Source organism: Bacteroidota bacterium (assembly GCA_016715425.1).
Taxonomy (GTDB): domain Bacteria; phylum Bacteroidota; class Bacteroidia; order Chitinophagales; family BACL12; genus JADKAC01.
In genome coordinates this window covers 1,241,364-1,266,480 of the sequence record JADKAC010000005.1, presented here as the reverse complement: position 1 = coordinate 1,266,480, position 25,117 = coordinate 1,241,364, and the positions used below count along the sequence as shown (strand labels likewise).

The following is a 25,117-nucleotide window of genomic DNA, read 5'->3' as shown; positions in this document are numbered from 1 at the left end:
TTTGATTTTATTTATTCGATGGGTGTAAAAGTATTTTCTGAAATAAATTTTCTAATAACTTTTGGCAAGTCATCCATATTTAAAATTTTTTCAATATTCAATTTTCTAATTTCCTCCGGTATCCTTGGATCTGCAGCAGCAGTGTCATCAATTATAAAAGGGCGGATATAAGATTGCTCTTTAAATCCATCTAAAACAATAGCACTGCGCCATTCTTTATCATACACATATCTGTTTTTATCCGCAATCGCATTTTGTGAAATTAAAGGAACAAAATATGCACAGTCCTTCAAATAATTTTTAATAACATTATTATACCGATCACCAGTTTTCAATTCATCATCATCAAAAAATACATTCAGACCGTTTTTCTCCATTTCATTTCTAAAAGTCTCGGCTAATAATTTATCCGACCAGCTATAGCTTATAAATATTACTTCTTTAAATTGTGGGCCGGTACTTATGTGCTCTGCACTTTTCGTGCATTGTGCATGCATCTCTTTAATAAACTCTATGGAATTATTATAATGTAATTCAGAACTATCCGAAGGAATGTTTGTGCCAATTGGAATAACACGGGTAGCATTGTTTTCTAAAAAATATTTTAATTCAGGATCCTGCAAAGTAAAATCACATGCAACATATTTGGCTTTAACGCCATTTTTAAACCGTTCTTTAGAAATGATGCGAATAAAAAATCGCATAAACCAATCAGGGAAACTGCTTCCAATTAGCAATAGATTTTTTCTGGATATCGTATCGAATAATTCTTTTGCAATAGTTTCAGTGTTTTCCTGAAGCAGATATAAATATTCCAGTGATTGTTCGTCTGTTACTGCAAAATTATAACCGGTAATATTTCCCATCAAATTATAAATCTTTGGAATGGCGGCATCCTTGCGTTCATTAGGATCAATGGAAGGAAATGGAATAGAGAAATTAAATGACTTATTTATATGTCTGCTTGTTTTTTCAAATGCAAGTTCCAGAAAGTTGTCGTAATTCACATTAATAAAACAATCGAAACCTCCAATCTGTGTAAGTTGAATAAAAGGTTCAAGATCAATTTCATCAATAGTAAGGTTGCTAATTTCATTTTTAATAGCGAGGTTAATATCATTTTCAGAAATATTCTCTGCTAATAAATGCAAAGTCACCGAATTAATATTTGGTTTGAAAGTGAGTGGGCCTTTAGAAAAGATATCCCATAGTTTGAAAGATAAATACTTATAAAGATTAATTCGCAATTTGCCATTTTCCATTGAGCCTTGCGTCTTAATTAATTCACTTGATTCAAGAGGTTCAAATTTATCAGCACTTAATTTTATAAAAGATAAATCATTGCCGATGATAGGAATAATAGCTCGACTATTTACATTATAAACAAAAGATTTCCAGTTAAACTGATCATTCATCAAGGGTATATTTATTAAGAATGTATACAGAAATTGAAATTGATATTCAATTCCTTTAACCGAAAATTAAGCAAAATAAATAAAAGCTGGGGCAGAAAAATAAGAAGGAAGCACAAGAAGTGGTTTAGTGATGGAAATATTATATGCCATAATATAGAGGTATATGAAGGTATTGAAGAATGGATTGTTTTAATTTCATTGTTTTCTATATTCTTACATAAATTTTTATCACAATGGACGAAGCTCAATATTTAGAACAAAGAATAGATAACCAAATTAAATGGCACAGTTCAAAAAGCAGACAGTATAAAAAAGCTTTTCAATCTCTGCAATTAGCTCAAATATTCCTGGGGATTTCTATTCCTTTTTGTTCAATTTTGATAAAAGACCCATTAGTTTTAAAAATAGTAGTAGGTGCATTAGGTATGTTAATCGCTTTAATAGCCGGGTTAATTGCACTTTTTAAATTTCAAGAAAATTGGGTGAATAACAGAAGAACCAGTGAGTTTTTAAAAAATGAAAAATATCTGTTTCTAACAAAGGCCACTCCTTACGATGGGCAAAATGCATTTTCGGATTTTGTGGTAAGGTCCGAGCAAATTATGATGGATGAAAATCAAAGCTGGGTAAAATCTAACAGCGGGATAGGAGAAAAATAATTTTTATTAAAAAAAATATTTCATGTCACTATGTTCATCAAAAGCAGTTATTGAGGTGAATAAAGCCTCGTTTGTTTGAAGTTTAGTTACAAATAATTTACACTTGTATAGGTCCGTTTTCTGAGGAAGTGAGTGTTTCAATACCAATTATTTGGTTACATGGCAATTAGTGAAAGGATTATGTAATTCTTTAATATTAAGTGTGATAATACATTATTGCATACGACGAGACTAAGGTCGGAACGGTTGCTTCCTTAGTAAATGAGATTTAATTGAAGTGAATTGATGACAAATTTTTAATTATAAATTTATCATTTTAAGTATTTGTGTTTGGTGTTAAATTGCCAAAAGTGACTTCAGCTTTTTACAACCAATTTCTGCAAATATTCTGTTTAACATTTTGGATAAATTAATAAACGATTAAACTATTGGTATTGCCTCATTAAGATTTGAAATGCTTAGTATGTTTACATCGAAATAGAAGTAGTTACTTCACATTTCAACTTATTCCCTGCCAAATTAATTGTAACTCAGGCGTATGAACAAATCATGTGAAAAACAGTTACGATAAAAACTAGTGAAACTTAAACCATCAACAACAACAATGAACCGCACAATGTCAAAAAACAAAAAAATGTTCCTCATTGGAGCAATTTTTATTTTAAGTCTTACCGCTTTTAAATATATAAGTGGTAGCACTCTTATTAATAACAGCAATGAAACACAAACTGCAGGATTCAATCCTCGTGTTGAATACACATCTAATGAACCCTGTGTTGCAGATCAATTTAAACAAAGATTACCGGAAAATTCAGGATATAAACCAATTAAATGGAGTAAGGCTAATAGTATTAACAATATTAAGGGAGCTGATTCTGTAATTGTTCATGGTTATCGAATGGCAGATAGTAAAGGAACATCCACTATCTATACAAAATTGATTTACTTCAATAAAAATTGTGATGTAATATTTGTAGAATGAGGAGGTTGATCACCACTTTATTGATCAGATTAAAATGATAATACCCTTATGGGTTTGAAAGGAGGAATATATTTCCTCTTTTTTTTTACCCAAATATTACCCTTTCTAAAGGGATCGATTAGATTTATAAAAACTCTACTTACAAAAGGTGAAAATTGCCTTTGTTATTTTGCCTAAAGTCTGTTATTACTACAAAATTTAATGTATTAGCGAATAGCAAATTTTAAAAGAACTTCCGATGTTTCTCAATAGATTTTTAATCTAAAATGTATATTTTCTAAATAAAAAAGAAAGTACATCATTGTTTTTTGATTCATCTATGCGTATTTTTAAAAAAAATATATAATATGAAATCAATTTACACAACTTTATTTTTTCTGGCAATTACCTTTTCGGAGAATCAGGTTTTTGCTCAGTTAATCGATCCTCCCTGTGAAATTCCGGGAGCTACTTTATGCGATAATATAGATGCCTATGTTTCTGGCGAAGCTATTGGGCCTCAAGCTACCTGGTGGAGCACGTGGAGCGGTTCCGAAGGCGGCGGAGAGGATGGTCTTGTAACTTCTGATTATGCGTATTCTGGTTCTAACTCTATGCAGATTTCCGAAGGTGGATCCAATGATGTTATCCTAAAATTAGGTGATATGTCCGAAGGGTTTTTTCGCTTAGAATGGATGATGTATGTCCCTGACGGAAAAACCGGGTACTATAATATTCAAGAAACTGAAGTTCCCGGTGTTGCCTGGAATCTTGAGTTATTATTTGGATTATCCGCTGTGGGCGTGCCCAGTTCTTCTGGTGAAGGAACCATTTCTATCCCTTTCGGATCAGGAGATTTTACTTACCCTGTTGATGCGTGGTTTAAAGTAGAACAATTAATTGATCTGGATGCGAATACAATTGATGTAATTGTAGATGGCGTTGATGTTGCAAGTTTTGCTTATGCCGGAAATATTGGTGGTATTGACTTTTATTCAATTGATGCCAATTGCAGGTATTATATTGATGATGTTTTATTTACAGATGTAGTAACAGAAGTTGTAAATGTTACTTATCAGGTTGACGTTACTAATTACCTTGCAGAAGGTGGTGTAATTGGTGCTGGTGGTATGCGGGTTGGTGGAAATTTTGCAGACTTAGGTTCTGCATTACCAAACTGGACTCCTTCAGATCCAGCTTGTGCAATGACTGATATTGGAGATAATATATGGGAAATTACTGTAGAATATCCATTAGGTTCTGCGGGATTAACTCAAGAATATAAATACGTAAATACTGATTGGTTCCCAACAGGTGAAAACGAATATGATGATGGTGCTACTTCTTTGTTTGGTGATTTAGGTTGCGGTGGTGATAACCGTGAAGTAACTGTTCCTTTAAGCGATGCAACATATTTATATTGCTGGGAAGAATGTTCTGCTTGTGAAGATGTCTCCATTTGCGATCCTGTACCTCCAACTGATTTATATGTAGATGAAATCAATGCTTTTGGTGGAATGATCCATTGGACAATTGCCCCGGGAACTCCCGTAACTAAAGGCACAATTTGGGAATTATCTACAGGTGACTTCAGAAAGTTTACTCTTTATGATGCAAATTCTTATCACACACCCGGTGAACTTCTACCATCTACTACCTATGGTGTAAGGGTGAAATCCGGTTGTTTAGAAGGTGAGGTTTGGACTCCTTCCGAATTTACTGATTGGTATTATTTTACAACTGATCCATTAAGAGTTGGTCAATTTGCTCAGCAAATTATGTTGTATCCAAACCCTAATAATGGAAATTTCAGATTGCAACTAAACGGAAGTGCAAACTTTGAAACCAGTGTTGAAGTATTTAATATGGCTGGTCAGTTAATGTCAAGTCAATTAATTCATTCTGATGATGCAGTTATCACATTAGATATTCAAATGGGAAATCCTGCTCCAGGTAGTTACATAGTTAAAGTTGTTTCAGAAGAAAACATCACTATGTTACCTGTTATTATCGAATAATCTTTTTCATAGGACTTATAAAAAGGGATCGCTATTTAGCGGTCCTTTTTTATTTGATTGAAACGATAGGTGTATGTTTTTCCAGCATATCAGAATCATGGTTGTAAATATCTTTTCTGAAATTCAATTTGCCAGTTTCATCTACCCAACTTGTAAAATAAACTATCATTACAGGTACGGGTTTTTCAAGTATTGCTTTTGTTTCTTTGCCGCCATGCATTACTGAATCAATAGATGCTTTAGTCCAAGTGGAATCATTGCGCAATAAAAATTCTGCAAACTTTTGCGGCTCACTGATACGGATACATCCATGACTGAAATTGCGTTGTGTTTCTGCAAATAAATTTCTGGTAGGTGTATCATGCAAATAAATATCATACGCATTGGGGAAAATAAATTTTGCCCAACCTAACGAATTAAAAGCACCCGGTTTTTGTCGCACTCCAAAAGGAAAAGTTTTTGCCGAATACTTACTTATATCAATTGAATTATAGTCAACAGTTTTACGAGTGGAGTAATCATATAATTCCATGTGATTGCGATTTAAGTATTCGGGACTTTTTACTATTGCAGGAAATATTTCATTGCGAATAATACTGCCGGGGACATACCAATAAGGACTAAAAACGATATATTTTATTTCATCATTAAAAATTGTTGTAGATGTACTAGTGCGACCAACAATTACCTGCATATCCCAACTTAGTGTATCTGCGGAATAAACATGTGCTTTGAACTCCGGAATATTTACAATTACAAAATCTCCTTTTAAATCCGTTGGAATCCACCGACAACGTTCCATATTAATTTCAATTTGTGCAATGCGATAGGAGAGCGGTGTATTCATTGTTTCAAAAAATTTTTGTCCTGCATGTCCATCGGCTGTTAATCCGAAACGTGATTGATATTTTATCACTGCAATAGTTGTAATTGAATCTAAAAAGGAAGTAGTATCTCTGGTTTCTAAATCACCCAAAACATATAATCTATCTTTTATCAAAGTAATCACAGGATAAGAATCTCCTTGTTCTAAGAACTTTTTATCCATCGGTAAAAACAAAGAATCCCAGCTCACTGAATCTTCTAATGCTTTATAAAATTTCAATTGTGTTTTTAGTAATTCATATTGTTTGTAATGCGGTTGAAAGGATGTAAAAGCGGTTGAACTTCCATTTAAAATAGAATCTAAAAGGGAAGTGGAACTCAGTGTTTTTCGCTTCACATACCAGTTCAATTCCCTGCTTTCGGTTTCACTGATTCCTCCCCATACTTTTTGAGCATATACAAAAAATTCTGAGGTAAGTAACAATTCAATTTGCTCTGTCAATTTATTTTTACCAGTATAAATATTTTCCGATGTAATTAAATTATTAACCGCATTATTTAAGTCAGTAATATAAATTACAGTGTCATGGATTCCTTCATCACCCAAATGATTTAACAGATTAATAAACTTAGTTGCAGTCTGTGTTATTCCTGTTGAATCAAACCATCCAAACTCATAATTTCTATTTTCATAAAATGAATTGACATCCTTGCTATGATAGTTGAATAAAGGAAATTGTTTTGTAAAATTTGCAATTGCTGTGCTATCTGTAATTAATGGTTCGAATGGAAGAACAACAACTGTATCTTTTACAGAGCCTATGGGTTCATTCACACTATTGCCTTTTGTATTACATGCAGAAATTGCTGCTGCAACAGATAGTAGCAATATAAATTGAAATAGATTTTTTGATTTGATAAAATGCATTTTTAAACCGATTATTTCAAAGATAGCTAACCTGTATCTTTGCGATATGGCAATAAAAGTAATTCACGGTATTTCTTTGTTCAGCGATTATGATATACACTTGTTTAAAGAAGGAAAACATTTTCGTTTGTGGGAAAAGTTAGGTGCGCATGTTTATGAGCATGAAGAAGAAAGTGGTGTGTTATTTTCTGTGTGGGCACCCAATGCAGAAAGTGTTTGGGTGATGGGAGATTTTAATGAGTGGAATACAACAGAATATAAACTCGAGGCTCGTTGGGATGCATCCGGTATTTGGGAAGGGTTTATTCCGGGAATTGAAGTAGGGGCATTATATAAATATGTAATCAAATCTACTTTGCGTGGAGAGTTGCTGGAGAAAACAGATCCCTTTGCAACACAAGTGGAAGTGCCACCAAAAACTGCATCCATTATTCATGCATCAAATTATAAATGGAAAGATGAAACTTGGGAAACACAAAGAAAAGATTTTGATTTTTCTAAACCAATGTCAACTTACGAAGTACACTTAGGTTCATGGAAAAGAAATGCTGATGGAAATTCATTATCCTATAAAGAACTTGCTGAACAACTTGTTCCTTACGTGAAAGAATGTGGATTTACACATGTGGAATTTTTACCTGTTATGGAGCATCCGTTTTTTGGTTCATGGGGATATCAGGTAACGAATTTTTTTGCACCTTCTTCTCGCTTTGGAACACCGGAAGATTTTAAATTTTTAATTGATGCATTTCATGCAGCTGGTATCGCAGTTATTCTCGATTGGGTGCCTTCGCATTTTCCCGGTGATGATTATGCATTGAAAGAATTTGATGGATCGCATTTATATGAACATGAAGATGAACGCAGAGGATTTCATCCCGACTGGAAGAGTTATATTTTTAATTACGGCAGATTTGAAGTGCTTTCTTTTTTAATTAGCAATGCATTGTATTGGTTAGAAGAATTTCATGCTGATGGTTTGCGGGTAGATGCAGTTGCGAGTATGCTCTATTTAGATTATTCACGCAATGAAGGGGAGTGGTTGCCCAATGAATTTGGTGGTAATGAAAACTTAGAAGCGATTCATTTTTTAAAGACATTAAACAATGCAATCCGCAATGAGAAAAAAGGATATATCACCATTGCTGAAGAATCTACTGCATGGCCAAAAGTTACAGACAGCACAGAGAATGGCGGACTTGGATTTCACTATAAATGGATGATGGGTTGGATGCATGATACATTGCGCTATTTCGGCAGAGAACCTATCTATAGAAAGTATCATCAAAATGAATTGACTTTTAGTATGTGGTATTTTCGTTCAGAACATTATGTACTTGCAATTTCGCATGATGAAGTAGTGTATGGTAAATATGGATTGTTAAATAAAATGAATGGCGACGAGTGGCATAAGTTTTCTAACCTGCGATTATTTTATGGATATATGTTTACTCATCCCGGTGCTAAATTATTATTCATGGGACAGGAGTTTGCGCAGTATAATGAATGGAATCACGATAAACAGTTGGAGTGGGATTCATTGCAGGATGAAAAATATAAAAGCGTGCAATTATTAGTAACGGATTTAAATTCACTTTATACTAATGAGGAAGCATTGCATGTATTAGATTTTCAAGAAGAAGGATTTTTATGGACTGATATAGAAAATCATGATGACAGTTTGTTGTGTTTTATGCGCAGTTCAGAAGAAGAACATATTATAGTGGTTTGCAATTTCGATCAGCAAACACATTTGGAAAGAAAAATTAAAGTGCCATCGGATAAAAATTATAGAGAGTTACTGAATACCGATGATGAAAAATATGGAGGCTCGGGATTGCTGAATCTTGATGAATTAATTCCGGCAAAAATTGAAATTGAAAACGAAGAAGAAGTTGTTGATGAAAATATTCTTTTTTATGAAATAACAATTATGGTTCCACCGCTTTCAATAATTTTATTGAAACCAGTTTTTTAATTAGCAGAATTGTTGATTAGCCAATTTGCAGATGGAATGTTTTATCCAATATTGGTGTAATCGCCAATCCTTCAGGGAATTTTTCTCAGTGAAACTCAGTGTCTTTCTCTGTGTTGCTCCTTGTGATTTTTATAAAGCCACAAAGTTTTTAGAGATTATAAAAAAAAATGTAGCCACGAATGCACGAATATTTATATAACACGAATGCACGAATAGATTCTTTTTTTATACGTGCATTCGTGGCTGCATTTCTCTAATTCTATAAATTGAAAGTGGAATAAAAAACTTATCACTGATTTTTTTCTCACCACTCACTATTCACTTTTCTCAGTGCGATTTTTTGTATTTTTTAATTAATTCGGATTAGATATAGCAAAAGATAACATAATCCTTAAAAAATTATTCATCTATATCCAATTCTACTTATCCAATATTTCCAACAGATATTTTATCACATCCGTAGTAGTTACAATACCGACAACAACATCATTTTCTACCACAGGTAGGGCATGAAAATCTTCTGTTGCAAATATTTCCGCCACCTTTTTTACAGTTGCTTTCGGATTTATAGTTACCGGTTTTCTACTCATTATTTGCGGAATAGTCAGCATGTTTAAAATACTTTCATCAGCTTCTGATTCTTCTTCCATCAGAGCGCCAAAAGATAATCTGTTTAAATCTGTTCGGCTGAGAATACCTGTTATATGTCCGTCCTTCACAACGGGTATATGTCGGATATGATTTCTTCTGAAAATTTGAGTTGCTTCATGTAAATCATCAGATTCATTTATAGTAATTACATGACTTGTCATGATATCATTTACTAATTTTTTGCTTGGCATAATGTATTTTTTATTTATGCTCTAAGTTAAATAGCATTATATGAACTGCAGGTGATAAACATCATAACTTGTATTGAATATTTAGCATTGAATAAAATTTTTATCTGATTTCCAAATAATAATCATCCGGGAATATTTGGTTAAATAATCTTAAACTTTATGAAAGGATGCAAACAGATAAGGGATTTCAGGCAATATAAATGTAAAATTGCAGAGGCAACCAAAGAACTATGAAGACAATAATTCTACTTACCTTTTTATTAGGCAGTACCCTGCTTATTAAATCCCAATCAACTATTTCCGGAAAAGTGATTGACGCAAATGGCGAAGCAGTAGCTTTTGCAAATGCAGTTTTATATCTCGCAGCAGATAGTCAGATGATGAAAGCCGAGATAACAGATATGGATGGCATATTTAAAATGTCAGGAATATCTCAAGGCGATTATCATTTGAAAATAAGTTTTGTTGGCTATACCACTTACGAATCTGAAACATTTTCATTAAGCGATAACTCTACAAAATCATTTGACAATATTCAATTAATAACTGATGAAAATGTCTTGGATGCTGTGGAGATTACAACTGAAAGGGCATTGATAGAAGTACAGCCCGATAACACTATATTTAATGTGGAAGGAAGTGTGAATGCAACCGGAAATACTGCATTGGAATTATTGCGCAAAGCTCCGGGAGTAATGGTTGATAATAACGATAATATTATTTTACTGGGAAAAAGTGGAACACAAATTTATATCGATGGAAAACCTTCGCCATTGGGCGGTGAAGATCTTGCTATGTTGTTGCGCAGTATGCAATCATCAGAAATCGAAGCGATAGAAATTATTACCAATCCATCTTCAAAATATGAAGCAGAAGGTGATGCGGGAATTATAAATATTCGTTTGAAAAAAGATAAACGATTTGGTGGTAACGCAAATATTAATCTGGGATATAATCAGGGCTTTTATGCAAAATATAATGGTACGGTAAATATGAATTACCGCAATAAGTTTGTGAACCTGTTTGGTATGTATAGTGTGAATACCGGCACATGGAGAAACTATATGGATTTTGATAAGTACATGGATGAATTAAATACGTTTACAAATAGTATTAACAAGCATTCAGGTCCTTACAACAGTTATAAGTTTGGTTCTGATTTTTTTCTGAATAAGTTTAATACACTTGGTTTTATTGTTGACGGTTCTTTTAATAATACAAAAAATTACAGTACCAGTGTGGTAAATATTTTTGATGCTTCTACAAATGATCCGGTTTCAAATTTAGATGCCAGTTCTGAAAGTAATGGAAATCAGGTAAACCTGCACACCAATGTAAATTATCGCTTTGATAATTTGGATGGCAATACATGGAACATTGATGGCGATTATGGTAATTATGATAACACTAATAATGCGTATCAACCCAATACTTATTATGATCCGATGGCTGATACTATTATTGAAGAAAATATTTATACATCACAAGCACCGACTCTCATAAATTTATATACTGCTAATGTAGATCATGAAAGAAAACTGGGTCCGGGAAAACTCGGTGCAGGAATTAAATTTTCGTATGTAACTACCGATAATACTTATGATTACTATGAGGTAATTAATGATGAAGAGATATTGGATGTTAACCGCTCAAATAATTTTGTATATGAAGAGAATATTAATGCCGCATATTTAAATTATGCATTTGCAGTGAAGAAATTTAATATTTCACTTGGATTGCGAGCAGAACAAACGAACAGCATAGGTACACTTACCAGCTTAGTGGAAACTGCTGATGATACCGTGACGAGACAGTATTTAGACTTCTTTCCTTCTGGAGGAGTTTCCTATTCTATCAATCAAAAAAATGCACTGCGTTTAAATTATAGCCGCAGAATTCAACGTCCGAATTATCAGGATTTAAATCCGTTTGAATTTAAAATGAATGAGCTGAGTTACAGAAAAGGTAATCCGTTTTTACAACCACAATACACACAGTCAATTCAATTAACGCATACTTATAATTATTCATTAAGCTCTACTTTGCGCTATAGTTATACAACAGATTTTTTCAGCAGTGTTTCCGATACTGCCGCCGATGGAGCAGGCTATATTCAAACATTAAATATTGGTACACAACAAGTGTTTGGATTAAATGTGAGTTATCCGTTTAGCATTACAAAATGGTGGAGCACTTACACAAATGCAGGAGTGTTTTCACTGCATAATGAAGGTGTTATTTCTGATGATCGTCCTATTGATCTCAAACAAACTACATTTAATTTATATCATCAATCCACTTTTAATGTAACTGATAAATTTTCACTTGAACTTTCCGGTTGGTTTAATTCACCTTCTGTTTGGGGTGCAGTATTTCAAACCGAAGCAAACTGGAGTATAGATGCCGGTGCACAATATAAAGTGTTTAAAGAAAGAGGAAATATTAAAGTGGCTTATAGCGATTTATTTAATACTGCACCTTGGCAGGCAAAACAAGATATTGAAGGATTATATATGGATGTGGAAGGAGGATGGGAAAGCCAACAAGTGCGTATTAGTTTTTCTTATTTATTTGGCAATGATCAGGTGAAAAGTTCCAGAAATCGCAAGACAGGAATTGATGATGAAAAGAACAGGATAGAAGGTGGTGGAGGAGAAGGCGGAGGAGAGTAATTAAGAATGGAGAATTAGGAATTGAGAATTAAGAATCATCTAATCAATTTCATTTGCACATTTTTTTCCATTGGCTAATCAGCTAATCAACACATCGGCTAATTATCAAATCTGCTAATCAATTCATTTTCACATTAATAAATTTGCACATCAATTCCTTCTTTTCTTCATGCACGAAAAAACAATCTGTCGAATCATTCGGCATTGCATTAAAGTTTTCTACTTGTAATAATGCATTTTTTGTAAATAAATAAAATCCATAATTTCTTGTTCTAAAAAAATCAGCAAGGGCATTTGTTATTTCATTATGGCGTACTTCGCAAACCACTATCGGTTTATATTTTTCAATTACAGAAGTTAATCCTTGAATAATTTCCGGCTCGGCACCTTCGGCATCTACTTTTATAAAATCAATTTGTAATTGCGGATGATGTTCAGCAATAAATGCATCACCTTGCACGCATTCCACTTCCATAGTTTCATAATGTTCAGGCTTATGAATAAGACTACTTGCACCACCGAGATTATATTTTAAATACGGATATTTTGGATTCCGCACCTTATAAAACTGAAGTATAGTTTTTTTATCGGAAACAGCAAGTTGATAATTATGAATACGATTAGCAAAACCATTGGCAATAATATTTTTTTGCAAATAATATTGTGCAGCATCTGTTGGATCAAATGCAATCACCTGAATTTCTTTATTACAACTCGCAGCAATTAAAGAATAAATTCCTGTATTGGCACCGATATCTAAAAAGCCTTTGCATTCTTTAATAATGCTTTCAAACAATCGAATATATTCATAGGCATAAATTCCTTCCCAAAAAATTACTTGACTTACATGACTGGTTTGATTGGTATATAAAATTATCGGTGTACCACTGTCTAGTGTTATTTTAAAATTACCCGAGGGCGGCAGTTTTACTTTCGGAATAAGTGATGAAAACCACTTATTCAAATTCCGTAAAACATAATTTGCCGAAGGAGAATAAATACATTTATAAATAAGCTGTTTCAAACTGTAATTTTCATTTTATTGCAGCGAAGTTAATTCGCAATGCTTAATGCATTTAAAATTCTAATAAAATCTTAATCTAATCCAACTACATCAACCTATACTTATTTCTTAATTTAGCCGAGTGCGTATCTTGTTACTACCATTCACCTGGATATATTCCATCATCATTGCCATTCGTAATTTTTTTTACGATGCAGGATGGTTGCGCAGTTTTCGTTATGATTTTCCGGTGATATGTGTAGGTAATTTAAATACAGGAGGCACCGGAAAAACACCACACTTAATTTATATAGCCGGGTTGTTGCAAAACGAATGGAAAGGGGCTGTAATTAGTAGAGGGTACAAACGGCGTACTTCAGGATTTGTTATTTCAACAATAAATTCTTTGGTGAAGGATATTGGTGATGAACCCAAATTGATAAAACAAAAAATGCCGCAATTAGAAGTAGCTGTTTGCGAAAATCGTTTCATCGGAATAAGTACCTTATTACAAGAGGTAAATGGATTAGAATATATATTGATGGATGATGGTTTTCAGCATCGGAAAGTAAAGGCCGGATATAATATTATTATCACTGCATACAATGATTTATTTATTGATGATAAAGTATTGCCCGCAGGAAATTTGCGTGAACCTGCCACTTCATTGCGCCGTGCCGATACAATTATTATTTCTAAATGTCCACCCGAAATGCCGAAAAGGGAAGCATCAGAATTGCGTACTCGTTTGCAATTATTGCCTCAACATAAATTATTTTTTACCACTCTTCAATATCAATCATTGCGACCTTTATTTCCGGCATGGCAAAATAAAAAATTACCCGCAACAAATAAATGTTTGCTTATATCCGGTATAGCAAGTGATAAACATATTACTGCATTTCTAAAACAGCAATATCATTTTATTGAACGCATTCCCTTTGCCGATCATCATTATTATTCTGAGAAGGATTTACAGTTGATTCAACAAAAAACTACAGATAACAAAATTGTAATTACCACAGAAAAAGATGCAGTTCGATTAATGGAGCAAGAGGCTTTGATACTTAAAATGGATATTCATTTTTATGTATTACCGGTAGCAGTTTCTTTCTTGTTTGATGCAGAAAATGAATTTGCATTTGAATTGAAAGATTATATCCACCGTGAATTTGCAACCCTTTAGCAAGCCGAAGTTTATCTTTGCCGGAAATGAATATACTATGCTGAACTTGATTCGACAATTATCCGAAGCAGTTGGATTTATTAAACAACGAACAAACTTTGAACCTGAGTATGGAATTATTTTAGGTACCGGACTTGGAAACCTTGTATCTCATATTGAAGTGAAGCATGAAATAAATTATTCTAATATTCCGCATTTTCAAGTTTCAACGGTAGAAAGCCATTCAGGAAGACTAATCTTTGGAATGTTGGAAAATAAAAAAGTAGTTGCCATGCAAGGCAGATTTCATTTTTATGAAGGCTATACAATGGAAGAAGTGGTGTTTCCTGTCAGAGTTTTAAAACAGTTAGGAATTAAATCCATTTTTATTTCAAATGCTGCGGGTAGTTTAAATGGAAATATTAATAAAGGTGATTTAATGATTATAAGAGATCATATAAATCTGCAACCATCTAATCCTTTAATTGGATATAATGAATATGAATTAGGTCCACGATTTCCAGATTTATTTCGTGCTTATGATATCGACTTAATTAATAAAGCAGAAGCAATTGCAAAACAACATTCTATATCATGTCATACAGGTGTATATATCAGTGTACCGGGACCGATGTTAGAAACTCCTGCAGAATATAATTATTTGCATATTATAGGTGGTGATGCAGTGGGCATGAGTACGGTGCCTGAAGTACTTGCATGTGTGCATATGGGCTTACCTGTTTTTGCGCTTTCTGTAATTACTGATAAAGGTTATCCCTTAGAAGAAATTGAACCGGTAACTGTGGAAGATGTAATTGCAGTTGCAAGAGAAGCAGAGCCGAAGATGACTACTATTTTGCGAAAACTAATTGGATCACTCTAAGAAAAAAATCAATTGATTCGCAAAGCAAAGCATACTATCCGTTTTAATTATTCTTGTATTCTTTTTGCAATGATTTTGTTTTTCGATAGTGCAATTCTAAATGCACAAATTGATACATTGGAAACTGATACTACGCAAACTTATTTCTCTGATACAGGTGAACGCAACACCGAATATTTTACTCAAAATAATTGGAGTAAATATGTAGGTGAGGATACATCAATATTGCAAATGCAGAAATTTAATCCTGCTCGCAATCAAGATATTCCTTTTGCATATCTCACCAATTTAGGAGCACCATATTACAACAGATTATTTTCTTTCGACAGAGAGTTGGGTTTTGATTTAGGTCGCAATTCAATTGCATTGTATCAAAATCAAATGGAGAATTTAAAATACTATCGCACAAATGCTCCCTTTACTGAAATCTTTTATTTGCTCGGTACTAAAGGCGAACAATGGATTCGGTTTCATCATACTCAAAATATTACACCACGATTAAATATTGCATTGGGATTTGATAAACCTATTGCAACAGGATTTTATTTGAGAGAACGTAAATCTTATAGCAATGCAGATCTCACGGTTTCGTGGCGTACAAAAGATGATCGCTATAAAGTGTATCTCGGTTTTATTTTTAATGAATTAGACAACGAAGAAAACGGTGGTATCTCTGTTGATTCGTTATTTGATGGATATGAAGGACCACGTTATCTTGCAGAAATTTATAGAGATAATGCAATTACGGAATGGTGGAGTTTTCAGGGGCAATTAACACATACTTATGATTTTGGAAAATCAGAAGAGAAATGGATTGATGATACAACGGCACTAAATATATTTACACCAACAACACAATTGATGCACAGATTTGGTGCTGCAAATTTTGGCTATAGTTTTAAAGATGCAACAATGGATGATACCTATTATCCAATAATTTATTCTGATGCAGATACACTCAGAGATGTTTCGGATGTAGATGGATTTTACAACTATATTTCCTTTGGAAATTTGCATTTGTTTGATCCTGATTCTTTACCTCTTTTATGGGAGTTTTCAATTAAACAACAATCCTATAATCTTACCGATAATTCGGGTTCGTACAATAAAAATTTTTTAATCCCTGCCGCTGAAATGCATTTAAATATTTTGGAAGGATTATTTTTAAATGGTAAAATTGGAATGGATGTAATTCATAATGATTTTTCTATAAGTGCTTCCTTAAATAATCAGTCAGAATTTTTTACCTCCGGCATTTTAGCATCTTATAAAAAAATAGCACCCGATTGGATGCAGCAACATTATGATGGATTTGCTTATCGTTGGGATAATACTTTTAAGGATATCGGTTCAATAAATTTTGGTGTGTATGCAGATGTGCCTAAATTATTTTCTGCGCTCACCGTTAGTTATTCCATTTTTGATAATTATATATTTTATGATTCTACGGCATTGCCATTTCAGGAAACAAAAGCATTTCAATCTATACAATTTCAATTGAAGCAGCATTTTAAATTTGGTTATTTCTATTTAGATAACTTTTTCCAGGTGCAATTCTTAAGTGATTTTAAAAAAAATTTTCCGGTATATGCATCTAATCATTCTTTTTATTTCATGCATAATTTATTTAAATCCGCATTGATAATTCAGACCGGTGTAGATGTTTGGTATGCATCTAATTATTATGGTTATGGATATAATATTGTGAACGGACAATTCTATTTACAGGATAATACCAAATTGGATTTTACACCTGTGGTGGATGTGTTTATCAATTTTGATATAAAAGCATTGCGTTTCTTTTTAAAATTTGATAACCTGAGTATGGGATTTTTTGATCGTGGTTATTATGAAGCACCGAGATATCCGATGCAGGATCGCACATTTAAAATTGGTATCAACTGGCAGTTGTATTATTGATGAGGAAGAAATAAATTATTGTAGAAATTCTCCCAAAGCCAACAGCCAAAAGCCAACCGCCAATAGCTAACCGCCAAAAGTCAATTGCTAAAAGCCAATAGCTAACTGCCAATAGCCAATTAATTACGTTTTCTGTTTTTTCTTTTTTGCCGCCGGAAATAAAATATTATTCAATATCAATCTATACCCCGGAGAGCTGGGATGTAATATAAGTTCTGTTGGAGGATCACCCACATAATGCTTATAATCTTCCGGGTCATGACCCCCATAAAATGACCAGGTTCCGTTGCCAAATTCACCATGAATATATCTCGCTTCATTGGCAACTTTTGTTTCACCTAGAATCAATACATTCGATTTAATAAGATCTTTGCGGAAAGCCGTTGTCTGTCCATAAAAACCTGGAATCACACGTTGGTGACATTGCGTAAGCATAGTTGGAACAGGATCCCATTTTGCGCTAAATTCAAACAACGTAAAAAAGTCTTGTTCCTTCGGGATTTTTCTTGATTGCGAGACATCAATATTTGAAATAGAATATTCGTAAGGATTGCGTGAGATAATAAAATCTTTAAACGCAAATGTGTTGTCGTAATTTAATTTTTGTTGAGCTTGCGGATCAGATGGATCTCCATCAAACATATTATCACATATATCTACACCTTCTGCCGCTAAAGCAACATCATAACTATCCGCAGCAGAACACATCGCAAATAAAAATCCGCCGCCAGAAACAAAATCTCTGATGCGAAGTGCCACTGCTAATTTTAATTCAGAAACTTTTTTATAGCCATATTTCGCTGCAATCGTTTCATTTTCCTCTACCTGATTTTGATACCATGCTTGATTGCGATAAGAGGCCCAGAATTTTCCATATTGTCCGGTAAAATCTTCGTGATGTAAATGCAGCCAATCATATTTTGGAAGGTCGCCATTCAATACATCTTCATCATAAATAACAGTGTAAGGAATTTCCGCATAAGACAGAACTAAAGTAACTGCATCATCCCAGGGTTGTTTTGTTTTAGGTGAATAGACAGCAATTTTTGGAGCAGTTTCCAATTTCATGACATCCATATTCACTTCCGGATTACTGATTTCTTTTACAATTGCATTATATCTGGAATCCGGAATTACTTCATAACTGATATTGCGAATCAAACATTCTTTTTCAAAAGATTCAAAGTATTGAAAGCAAAAACTGCCTCCACGATAATTCAATAACCAATCCGCTTTACCACCATTTGCCAAAACCCAATAAGTAAGTCCGTAAGCTTTCAGATGTTCTTTCTGTGTATCATCCATGGGAATCAACAGATATGAAGCAAACATAAATTTTGCAACTATCAAAAATGTAAATGTGAGTATTAATTTTTTCATGATTTTCAATCCAACAAAACTAACGTATAATCAACCTATATCATTGTATTGTATTTCATTGAAGAAGTTCTGTAGATAGATTATATCAGTTTCAATTCAATTATCATTTGTTTTAAACAACATTTGTAACAGGTGGTTTTTAAAAATGTTATCAATCAAAACAATATTAAGTTTCATTTCCAATCTTCGTAGTTTAAATTTGCGATATTCAAAAATTGTAAAGGATGAGTTGGTTTGGAAATTTTATCACTTCTTCTCTTGGTAAGAAGTTCGTAATGAGTATCACCGGTTTATTCCTGATACTATTTTTAGCAGTGCATTGCGGAGTCAATTCGCTGATATTTCTTAATGATGGAGGAGTTACTTTTAATAAAGCTGCTCATTTTATGGGTACCAATATTATTATCCGAACCATGGAAATAGGTTTGTTTCTGGGATTTTTCCTGCATATCATTCAAGCCTTATTAATTGCAGCCAAAAACCGCAGTGCAAGACCAATTCGTTATCAAGTAAATTCTCCTTCACAAAACAGTACTTGGTATAGCAGAAGCATGACTTTGTTGGGGACACTCATTTTATTATTTCTGATTATTCACATTAAACATTTCTGGTGGGTAAGTAGAATAACAGGCTTAGAGGAAACTGCGGATGGTACAGGTGATTTGTTTATTGAAATGACCGCAGTATTTCAACATGGATGGATCGTGATTGTGTATTTGCTGGGTGTTACTTCACTGCTTTGGCATTTAATACATGGATTCAGATCTGCATTTCACACATTGGGTTTAACACGATTAAAATACACCAAGCTAATTACCAATATTGGTATTGCTTATAGCATCATAGTTTCAATATTATTTGCAATGATGCCCGTAACAATGTTTTTTGGATGGATTCAATAATTAATTATGAGTTTAGATTCTAAAGTACCTTCTGGGCCGGTGGCCGAAAAATGGACGAATTTTAAATCGTCAGTGAAATTGGTGAACCCTTCTAATAAACGCAAATTAGAAATAATTGTAGTCGGAACGGGGTTAGCCGGTGCTTCTGCTGCTTCTTCACTTGCTGAGTTGGGATATCAGGTAAAAACATTTTGCTTTCAGGATTCTCCCCGACGTGCGCATAGCATTGCTGCTCAAGGAGGAATTAATGCTGCAAAAAATTATAAAAACGATGGCGATAGTGTTTATCGTTTGTTTTATGATACCGTGAAAGGTGGTGATTTCAGAAGCAGGGAATCCAATGTGCACAGACTTGCAGAAGTAAGCGTAAATATTATTGACCAATGTGTGGCGCAAGGTGTTCCATTTGCAAGAGAATACGGTGGACTTTTGGATAACAGATCTTTTGGAGGGGCACAGGTTTCCAGAACGTTTTATGCCCGTGGTCAAACCGGACAACAATTATTGATTGGAGCTTATTCAGGATTGAGTCGTCAAATTGGTTTGGGAAATGTGAAGCAATATTCCCGACATGAGATGATTGAGTTGGTAATGGTTGATGGAAAAGCCAGAGGAATTATTGCCAGAGATCTTGTTACCGGCGAGTTGGAAAGACATTTCGGTCATGCTGTGTTGTTGTGCACCGGTGGTTATGGCAATGTATATTTTCTCTCCACAAACGCAATGGGTTGTAATGTTACGGCTGCATGGAAAGCGTATAAGCAAGGTGCATACTTTGGCAATCCTTGTTTTACTCAAATACATCCTACTTGTATTCCTGTTAGTGGTCATTATCAAAGTAAGCTTACTTTGATGAGTGAAAGTTTAAGAAATGATGGCAGAGTTTGGGTACCAAAAACTATAGAAGATGCTAAAGCAATTCGTGAAAAACGCAAACGTGCAATTGATATTCCGGAAGAAGCAAGAGATTATTATTTAGAAAGAAAATATCCATCCTTTGGAAACCTGGCTCCTCGTGATATTTCAAGTCGTGCTGCTAAAGAAGCTTGTGATGATGGACGTGGAGTAGGAGATACCGGACTGGCTGTGTATTTGGATTTTGCAGATGCCATTAAACGTCTTGGAAAAGATGTGATTGAATCTCGATATGGTAATCTCTTTGAAATGTACGAGCATATTACTGCAGAAAATCCGTATGATGTACCGATGCGCATTTACCCTGCAGTGCATTATACTATGGGTGGTTTATGGGTGGATTATGAAATGATGACAACCATTCCGGGATTATATGCTTTGGGTGAAGCAAACTTCAGTGATCATGGTGCAAACAGACTTGGTGCATCTGCTTTAATGCAAGGATTGGCAGATGGATTTTTTGTTATACCTTACACTATCGGCAATTATCTTGCAGGAGAAATTTTTACAAAAGCAATTCCAACGGATCATCCTGCTTTTGATGCAGCGGAAAAATCAGCAAGAGATACTATTAATAAATTACTCAGCATAAAAGGCAGTCGCACAGTAGATGAGTTTCATAAAGAACTGGGTAAAATTATGTGGGACTACTGCGGTATGTCAAAAAATGCAGAAGGACTTACGAAGGCAAAGGGTTTGGTGAAAAATCTACGGGAAGAATTTTGGAAAGATGTATATGTGCCGGGTAATGCAGATGAAATGAATCCGGAATTGGAAAAAGCAGCTCGATTAGCTGACTTCATTGAATTGGGTGAATTGATGATTAGGGATGCACTCGACAGAGAGGAATCTTGCGGAGCACATTTCAGAACCGAATATCAAACTGAAGACGGCGAAGCATTAAGGCGTGATGAAGAGTATAGCTATGTTTCAGCATGGCAGTTTCAAGGTATTGACAATGAGCCTGTTTTAAATAAAGAGCCTTTGCAATATGAGTATATTAAATTGGCTGTGCGCAGCTATAAATAATACCTGAATTAAATTGGTTATTGGTAAGTACAAAACTGAACGAAGATGAAATTTAAACTCAGAGTCTGGAGACAGGCAAATGGAAATGCAAGTGGAAAGCTTGTGAATTATGAAATAGATGATATTAGCTCCGACACCTCTTTTTTGGAGATGATGGATGTACTTAATAATACTTTAGTGAAAAAGGGTGAGGACCCGGTTGCCTTTGATCATGACTGCCGTGAAGGTATTTGTGGAACTTGCAGTATGTATATTAATGGCAGAGCACATGGTCCACAAAAACTTTCTACCACTTGTCAATTGTATATGCGCAATTTTAAAGAGGGTGAGACCATAACCATTGAGCCATTTCGTGCAAAACCATTCCCCGTAATTAAAGATTTAAGTATTGACCGTTCTGCTTTCGATCGCATTATTCAGGCAGGAGGTTTTATTTCTGTTGGAACCGGACAGGCTCAGGATGCAAATGCGTTACCGGTTGAAAAACATAAGGCTGATTTGGCGATGGATGCGGCTGCTTGTATAGGCTGTGGTGCATGTGTTGCCGCTTGTAAAAACTCATCTGCTATGTTGTTTGTATCTGCTAAGGTGGCGCATTTAGCTTTATTGCCTCAAGGAGAACCGGAGCGCATGACCCGTGCATTAAATATGGTTAATCAAATGGATGATGAAGGCTTTGGCAATTGTTCCAATACTTCTGCTTGTGAAGCGGAATGTCCTAAAGGTATTTCCGTAGCAAACATTGCAAAGTTGAATCGTGAATTTTTAAGGGCAAGTTTTAAAGCGGAATAGGATTTTAATATTGACATTTTCCGGCAATTCATTTGCTTTAAAGCGTTTCTTAAAATCATTTTACACAATCTTGAAATGTGCGCTCTACAAATATTCGTAACTTGGTGGCATTGAAAAATAACATGCAACACAGCGCCCTGAAAATTTTATTTACCTTAATTACACTGGTATTTATTCCAATAACATTATTGGCAACACATAATCGGGCAGGGGAAATTACTTATATCTATCAGGGAGATCTCACTTTTGATTTTACAATTACCACTTATACAGACCCCAATTCTCCAGCAGACCGAAATGAACTTATCATCTATTATGGGGATGGCGTTTTTGATACTGTAATCCGTTCCTCAATATTAGTTCTTACATCCTCAATTCAACAAAATAAATATACCCGTTCACATCAATACGCCGCTGAAGGTTCTTATACTATTTATATGCAAGATCCCAATAGGGTAGATGGTATTAACAATATTGAAGGTTCTGTAAACGTGCCTTTTTATTTAGAAACCATTTTGACAATGCCGGATGCTTTATTATTTGGCAATAATAGTTCTGTTCAGCTTACCAATTACCCGATAGACTATGCAAATGTGGGTGAAACTTTTACCCATAATCCGGGAGCCTATGACCCCGATGGAGATGCATTGCGTTTTTCATTAATTGTTCCCCGACAGGCACCGGGCATTAATGTACCCGGATATCAATACCCAGATGAATATACCGATTGTGATGATACATTTACAATAGATTCGCTTACCGGCGATGTAGTTTGGGAAGTGCCTTGTGTCCCCGGAATTTTTGTTATCGCAATATTGATTGAGGAATTTCGTGATGGCATTTTTGTGGGTTCAGTCAGTAGAGATATGCAAATTGAAGTGTTGGACAATCCGAATCATGCGCCATTTATTGAGATGATTGCAGATACCTGCGTTTTTGCCGGCGAAGATTTGATTAAACTGATTACCGCAAATGATCCGGATATAGGTCAAAAGCTTACACTTACTGCCACAGGTGGTCCTTTTACTGTTGATATAAGTCCGGCAACTTTTATTTCAACACCTACCATAAATTCAGTGAATGGAACTTTCCAATGGGAAACAGAATGTGAACATGTGCGTAAAGAATTTTATCAGGTAATATTTAAAGTTCAAGATGATTATAAACTTGGGGTAACACCACAACCGCTTACTTATCAACGATCATGGATAATTTATGTGGTAGGTCCGCCACCATTAAATCTTACTGCCGAACCTCAGGGTAATAAAATTCAATTGCAATGGGATAGTTTATATCAATGTTATAACAGCGATAATTTTATTGGCTTTACTGTTTGGAGAAAAACAGCATGCGATACTTCTGAATTTGATATTTGTCAGCGTGGATTAGAAGGCACTGACTATGAATTGTTGGATAGTGTATATGTCAATCATAGTTACACAGATTTTGATGTTGTGCATGGTCAGATTTATAGTTATCGAATTTTAGCTGAATTTGCAGAGAACAGTGATATTGTTCCAACATTTTATTACAACAGAGTTTCCAGTAATCCTTCCAATGGTGCTTGTGCAGAATTGAAAAGAGATTTGCCAATTATCAATCATGTGAGTGTAAATACAACCGACGTTGAGAATGGCTCTATGTATTTGCAATGGTATAATCCCGATGCAATTGATTTAGATACAATTCAAAATCCCGGACCTTATCAATATGTGATTAAACGCTATGAAGGTTTTGATGCGAGTGGTTCTGAAACAGAAATTGCTACTTTCGATTATCCATTTTTTACTTCTATTACTGATACTTCTTTTGTAGATACTTTTTTAAATACTGTATTTAATCCTTACACATATACAATTGATTTCATAACAAGTGAAGGTTTATTGGGGACATCTACAAGTGCATCTTCTATTTATTTAACATCAGCTCCTGCGGATAATAAAGTGATTTTATCCTGGAATTTTAATGTGCCGTGGACGAATTTTAAATATGATGTTTATAAAGAAATACCTATCGGTTCTGGAAATTTTGATTCCATTGCAACGGTAGAAACCGCCGCATATACCGATATGAATTTAGCGAATGGTGTAGAGCAATGTTACCGCATTAAAGGATTTGGAAATTACACTGCGGAATCTTTACCTGCGGATACATTAATTAATTATTCGCAAATAAAATGTGAAACTCCTATTGATAATGAATTGCCTTGTGCACCTGTATTAACTGTTACAAATATTTGTGATACCGATGATCCAAGTTTTGATCCTGCTGATTTGCGCAATGATCTCTCATGGACTAATCCGAATTTATCTTGTGCCGATGATGTGATTGGTTATTACATTTATTATGCGACTACTCAAAGTGCAACATTCGCATTTTTAGATAGTGTGCAAGGTGCAGAAAATATTGAATACTCGCATAAAAATTTGGAGTCTCTTGCAGGTTGTTATGCTGTAGTTGCTATTGATTCATTTTATAATGAAAGTGTATTGAGCAACAAAGTTTGCGTGGACAATTGTTCTGATTATATATTGCCAAATGTATTTACTCCTAACGGTGATGGCGCCAATGATTTATATACGCCTGTATTGCCTTATCGTTTTATTGATCATGTGAATATGCAAATTTTTAATCGCTGGGGTGCTCTTGTTTTTGAATCAACAGATCCAATTCTCAATTGGGATGGAACAGATATTAATTCAGGAAAAGATTTGGAGGAGGGTACTTATTATTATGTGTGCGATGTCTATGAAATTACAGTGAATGGCGTAAGTAAACTTGAGAAACCATTAAGCGGGTATATTCATCTTATTCGTGCTGATAAATAATC

Annotated in this window: 17 protein-coding genes; 12 read left to right on the top strand and 5 right to left on the bottom strand. The window is 34.3% G+C overall.

Features of this window, described 5'->3' with window-relative positions:
• Positions 1 to 11: 11 nt before the first annotated feature.
• On the bottom strand, positions 12 to 1,415 hold the full coding sequence (locus IPN31_11310; protein ID MBK8682471.1) for a toll/interleukin-1 receptor domain-containing protein: 1,404 nt from the start codon (positions 1,413 to 1,415) through the stop codon (positions 12 to 14).
• A 233-nt stretch (positions 1,416 to 1,648) separates the two neighbouring features.
• Between IPN31_11310 and IPN31_11305 the strand changes: the two genes are divergently transcribed.
• From IPN31_11305 to IPN31_11295, 3 genes are all read left to right on the top strand, one after another.
• Positions 1,649 to 2,074 carry a DUF4231 domain-containing protein gene (locus tag IPN31_11305; GenBank protein MBK8682470.1) on the top strand — a complete coding sequence of 142 codons (426 nt, stop codon included), beginning with the start codon at positions 1,649 to 1,651 and terminating at the stop codon, positions 2,072 to 2,074.
• 634 nt (positions 2,075 to 2,708) lie between these two features.
• Positions 2,709 to 3,056, top strand: coding sequence for a hypothetical protein (locus tag IPN31_11300; GenBank protein ID MBK8682469.1), 348 nt, complete (start codon positions 2,709 to 2,711; stop codon positions 3,054 to 3,056).
• A 347-nt stretch (positions 3,057 to 3,403) separates the two neighbouring features.
• Positions 3,404 to 5,053 carry a T9SS type A sorting domain-containing protein gene (locus IPN31_11295; GenBank protein MBK8682468.1) on the top strand — a complete coding sequence of 550 codons (1,650 nt, stop codon included), beginning with the start codon at positions 3,404 to 3,406 and terminating at the stop codon, positions 5,051 to 5,053.
• A gap of 49 nt (positions 5,054 to 5,102) precedes the next feature.
• Here the strand turns inward: IPN31_11295 and IPN31_11290 are convergent, their stop codons facing one another.
• Positions 5,103 to 6,806: a L,D-transpeptidase family protein gene (locus IPN31_11290; GenBank protein MBK8682467.1), complete on the bottom strand. Its 1,704-nt coding sequence runs from the start codon at positions 6,804 to 6,806 to the stop codon at positions 5,103 to 5,105.
• A gap of 46 nt (positions 6,807 to 6,852) precedes the next feature.
• Between IPN31_11290 and glgB the strand changes: the two genes are divergently transcribed.
• The gene (glgB, locus tag IPN31_11285) at positions 6,853 to 8,784 is read left to right on the top strand and encodes a 1,4-alpha-glucan branching protein GlgB (protein MBK8682466.1); all 1,932 of its coding nucleotides are present in this window, start codon (positions 6,853 to 6,855) and stop codon (positions 8,782 to 8,784) included.
• 419 nt (positions 8,785 to 9,203) lie between these two features.
• Here glgB and IPN31_11280 read toward each other — a convergent pair whose 3' ends face one another.
• The gene (locus IPN31_11280; protein ID MBK8682465.1) at positions 9,204 to 9,626 is read right to left on the bottom strand and encodes a CBS domain-containing protein; all 423 of its coding nucleotides are present in this window, start codon (positions 9,624 to 9,626) and stop codon (positions 9,204 to 9,206) included.
• 230 nt (positions 9,627 to 9,856) lie between these two features.
• Here IPN31_11280 and IPN31_11275 point away from each other — a divergent pair, with 230 nt between their 5' ends.
• Complete coding sequence (locus tag IPN31_11275) at positions 9,857 to 12,298, top strand: TonB-dependent receptor family protein (GenBank protein ID MBK8682464.1); 2,442 nt, start codon at positions 9,857 to 9,859, stop codon at positions 12,296 to 12,298.
• A 118-nt stretch (positions 12,299 to 12,416) separates the two neighbouring features.
• Here IPN31_11275 and IPN31_11270 read toward each other — a convergent pair whose 3' ends face one another.
• Positions 12,417 to 13,322: an FkbM family methyltransferase gene (locus IPN31_11270; GenBank protein MBK8682463.1), complete on the bottom strand. Its 906-nt coding sequence runs from the start codon at positions 13,320 to 13,322 to the stop codon at positions 12,417 to 12,419.
• Positions 13,323 to 13,443: 121 nt separating this feature from the next.
• Between IPN31_11270 and lpxK the strand changes: the two genes are divergently transcribed.
• The 3 genes from lpxK to IPN31_11255 are packed head-to-tail and all read left to right on the top strand — an operon-like array spanning position 13,444 to position 17,269.
• Complete coding sequence (lpxK, locus tag IPN31_11265) at positions 13,444 to 14,487, top strand: tetraacyldisaccharide 4'-kinase (GenBank protein ID MBK8682462.1); 1,044 nt, start codon at positions 13,444 to 13,446, stop codon at positions 14,485 to 14,487.
• Positions 14,488 to 14,533: 46 nt separating this feature from the next.
• Complete coding sequence (locus IPN31_11260; GenBank protein MBK8682461.1) at positions 14,534 to 15,349, top strand: purine-nucleoside phosphorylase; 816 nt, start codon at positions 14,534 to 14,536, stop codon at positions 15,347 to 15,349.
• Positions 15,350 to 15,361: 12 nt separating this feature from the next.
• Complete coding sequence (locus tag IPN31_11255) at positions 15,362 to 17,269, top strand: hypothetical protein (GenBank protein ID MBK8682460.1); 1,908 nt, start codon at positions 15,362 to 15,364, stop codon at positions 17,267 to 17,269.
• A gap of 123 nt (positions 17,270 to 17,392) precedes the next feature.
• Here IPN31_11255 and IPN31_11250 read toward each other — a convergent pair whose 3' ends face one another.
• The gene (locus IPN31_11250) at positions 17,393 to 18,649 is read right to left on the bottom strand and encodes an asparagine synthetase B (GenBank protein ID MBK8682459.1); all 1,257 of its coding nucleotides are present in this window, start codon (positions 18,647 to 18,649) and stop codon (positions 17,393 to 17,395) included.
• A 224-nt stretch (positions 18,650 to 18,873) separates the two neighbouring features.
• Here IPN31_11250 and IPN31_11245 point away from each other — a divergent pair, with 224 nt between their 5' ends.
• The 4 genes from IPN31_11245 to IPN31_11230 all read left to right on the top strand — a co-directional run bounded on the left by IPN31_11245 (position 18,874) and on the right by IPN31_11230 (position 25,115).
• Positions 18,874 to 19,551: a succinate dehydrogenase cytochrome b subunit gene (locus IPN31_11245; protein MBK8682458.1), complete on the top strand. Its 678-nt coding sequence runs from the start codon at positions 18,874 to 18,876 to the stop codon at positions 19,549 to 19,551.
• 6 nt (positions 19,552 to 19,557) lie between these two features.
• Entirely contained in the window at positions 19,558 to 21,495 is a 1,938-nt protein-coding gene (locus IPN31_11240; GenBank protein MBK8682457.1) for a fumarate reductase/succinate dehydrogenase flavoprotein subunit, read from the top strand.
• 45 nt (positions 21,496 to 21,540) lie between these two features.
• Positions 21,541 to 22,287 carry a succinate dehydrogenase/fumarate reductase iron-sulfur subunit gene (locus IPN31_11235; GenBank protein ID MBK8682456.1) on the top strand — a complete coding sequence of 249 codons (747 nt, stop codon included), beginning with the start codon at positions 21,541 to 21,543 and terminating at the stop codon, positions 22,285 to 22,287.
• Positions 22,288 to 22,397: 110 nt separating this feature from the next.
• Positions 22,398 to 25,115: a gliding motility-associated C-terminal domain-containing protein gene (locus IPN31_11230; GenBank protein MBK8682455.1), complete on the top strand. Its 2,718-nt coding sequence runs from the start codon at positions 22,398 to 22,400 to the stop codon at positions 25,113 to 25,115.
• Positions 25,116 to 25,117: the final 2 nt, after the last annotated feature.

Bases quoted from the DNA above. Each gene is read 5' to 3' on its own strand.
- IPN31_11300 (MBK8682469.1), top strand. From the start codon at position 2,709: ATGTTCCTCATTGGAGCAATTTTTATTTTAAGTCTTACCGCTTTTAAA.
- IPN31_11235 (MBK8682456.1), top strand. From the start codon at position 21,541: ATGAAATTTAAACTCAGAGTCTGGAGACAGGCAAATGGAAATGCAAGT.
- IPN31_11295 (MBK8682468.1), top strand. From the start codon at position 3,404: ATGAAATCAATTTACACAACTTTATTTTTTCTGGCAATTACCTTTTCG.
- IPN31_11275 (MBK8682464.1), top strand. From the start codon at position 9,857: ATGAAGACAATAATTCTACTTACCTTTTTATTAGGCAGTACCCTGCTT.
- IPN31_11290 (MBK8682467.1), bottom strand. From the start codon at position 6,806: ATGCATTTTATCAAATCAAAAAATCTATTTCAATTTATATTGCTACTA.
- IPN31_11240 (MBK8682457.1), top strand. From the start codon at position 19,558: ATGAGTTTAGATTCTAAAGTACCTTCTGGGCCGGTGGCCGAAAAATGG.
- glgB (MBK8682466.1), top strand. From the start codon at position 6,853: ATGGCAATAAAAGTAATTCACGGTATTTCTTTGTTCAGCGATTATGAT.
- IPN31_11280 (MBK8682465.1), bottom strand. From the start codon at position 9,626: ATGCCAAGCAAAAAATTAGTAAATGATATCATGACAAGTCATGTAATT.
- IPN31_11305 (MBK8682470.1), top strand. From the start codon at position 1,649: ATGGACGAAGCTCAATATTTAGAACAAAGAATAGATAACCAAATTAAA.
- IPN31_11250 (MBK8682459.1), bottom strand. From the start codon at position 18,649: ATGAAAAAATTAATACTCACATTTACATTTTTGATAGTTGCAAAATTT.
- IPN31_11245 (MBK8682458.1), top strand. From the start codon at position 18,874: ATGAGTTGGTTTGGAAATTTTATCACTTCTTCTCTTGGTAAGAAGTTC.
- IPN31_11310 (MBK8682471.1), bottom strand. From the start codon at position 1,415: ATGAATGATCAGTTTAACTGGAAATCTTTTGTTTATAATGTAAATAGT.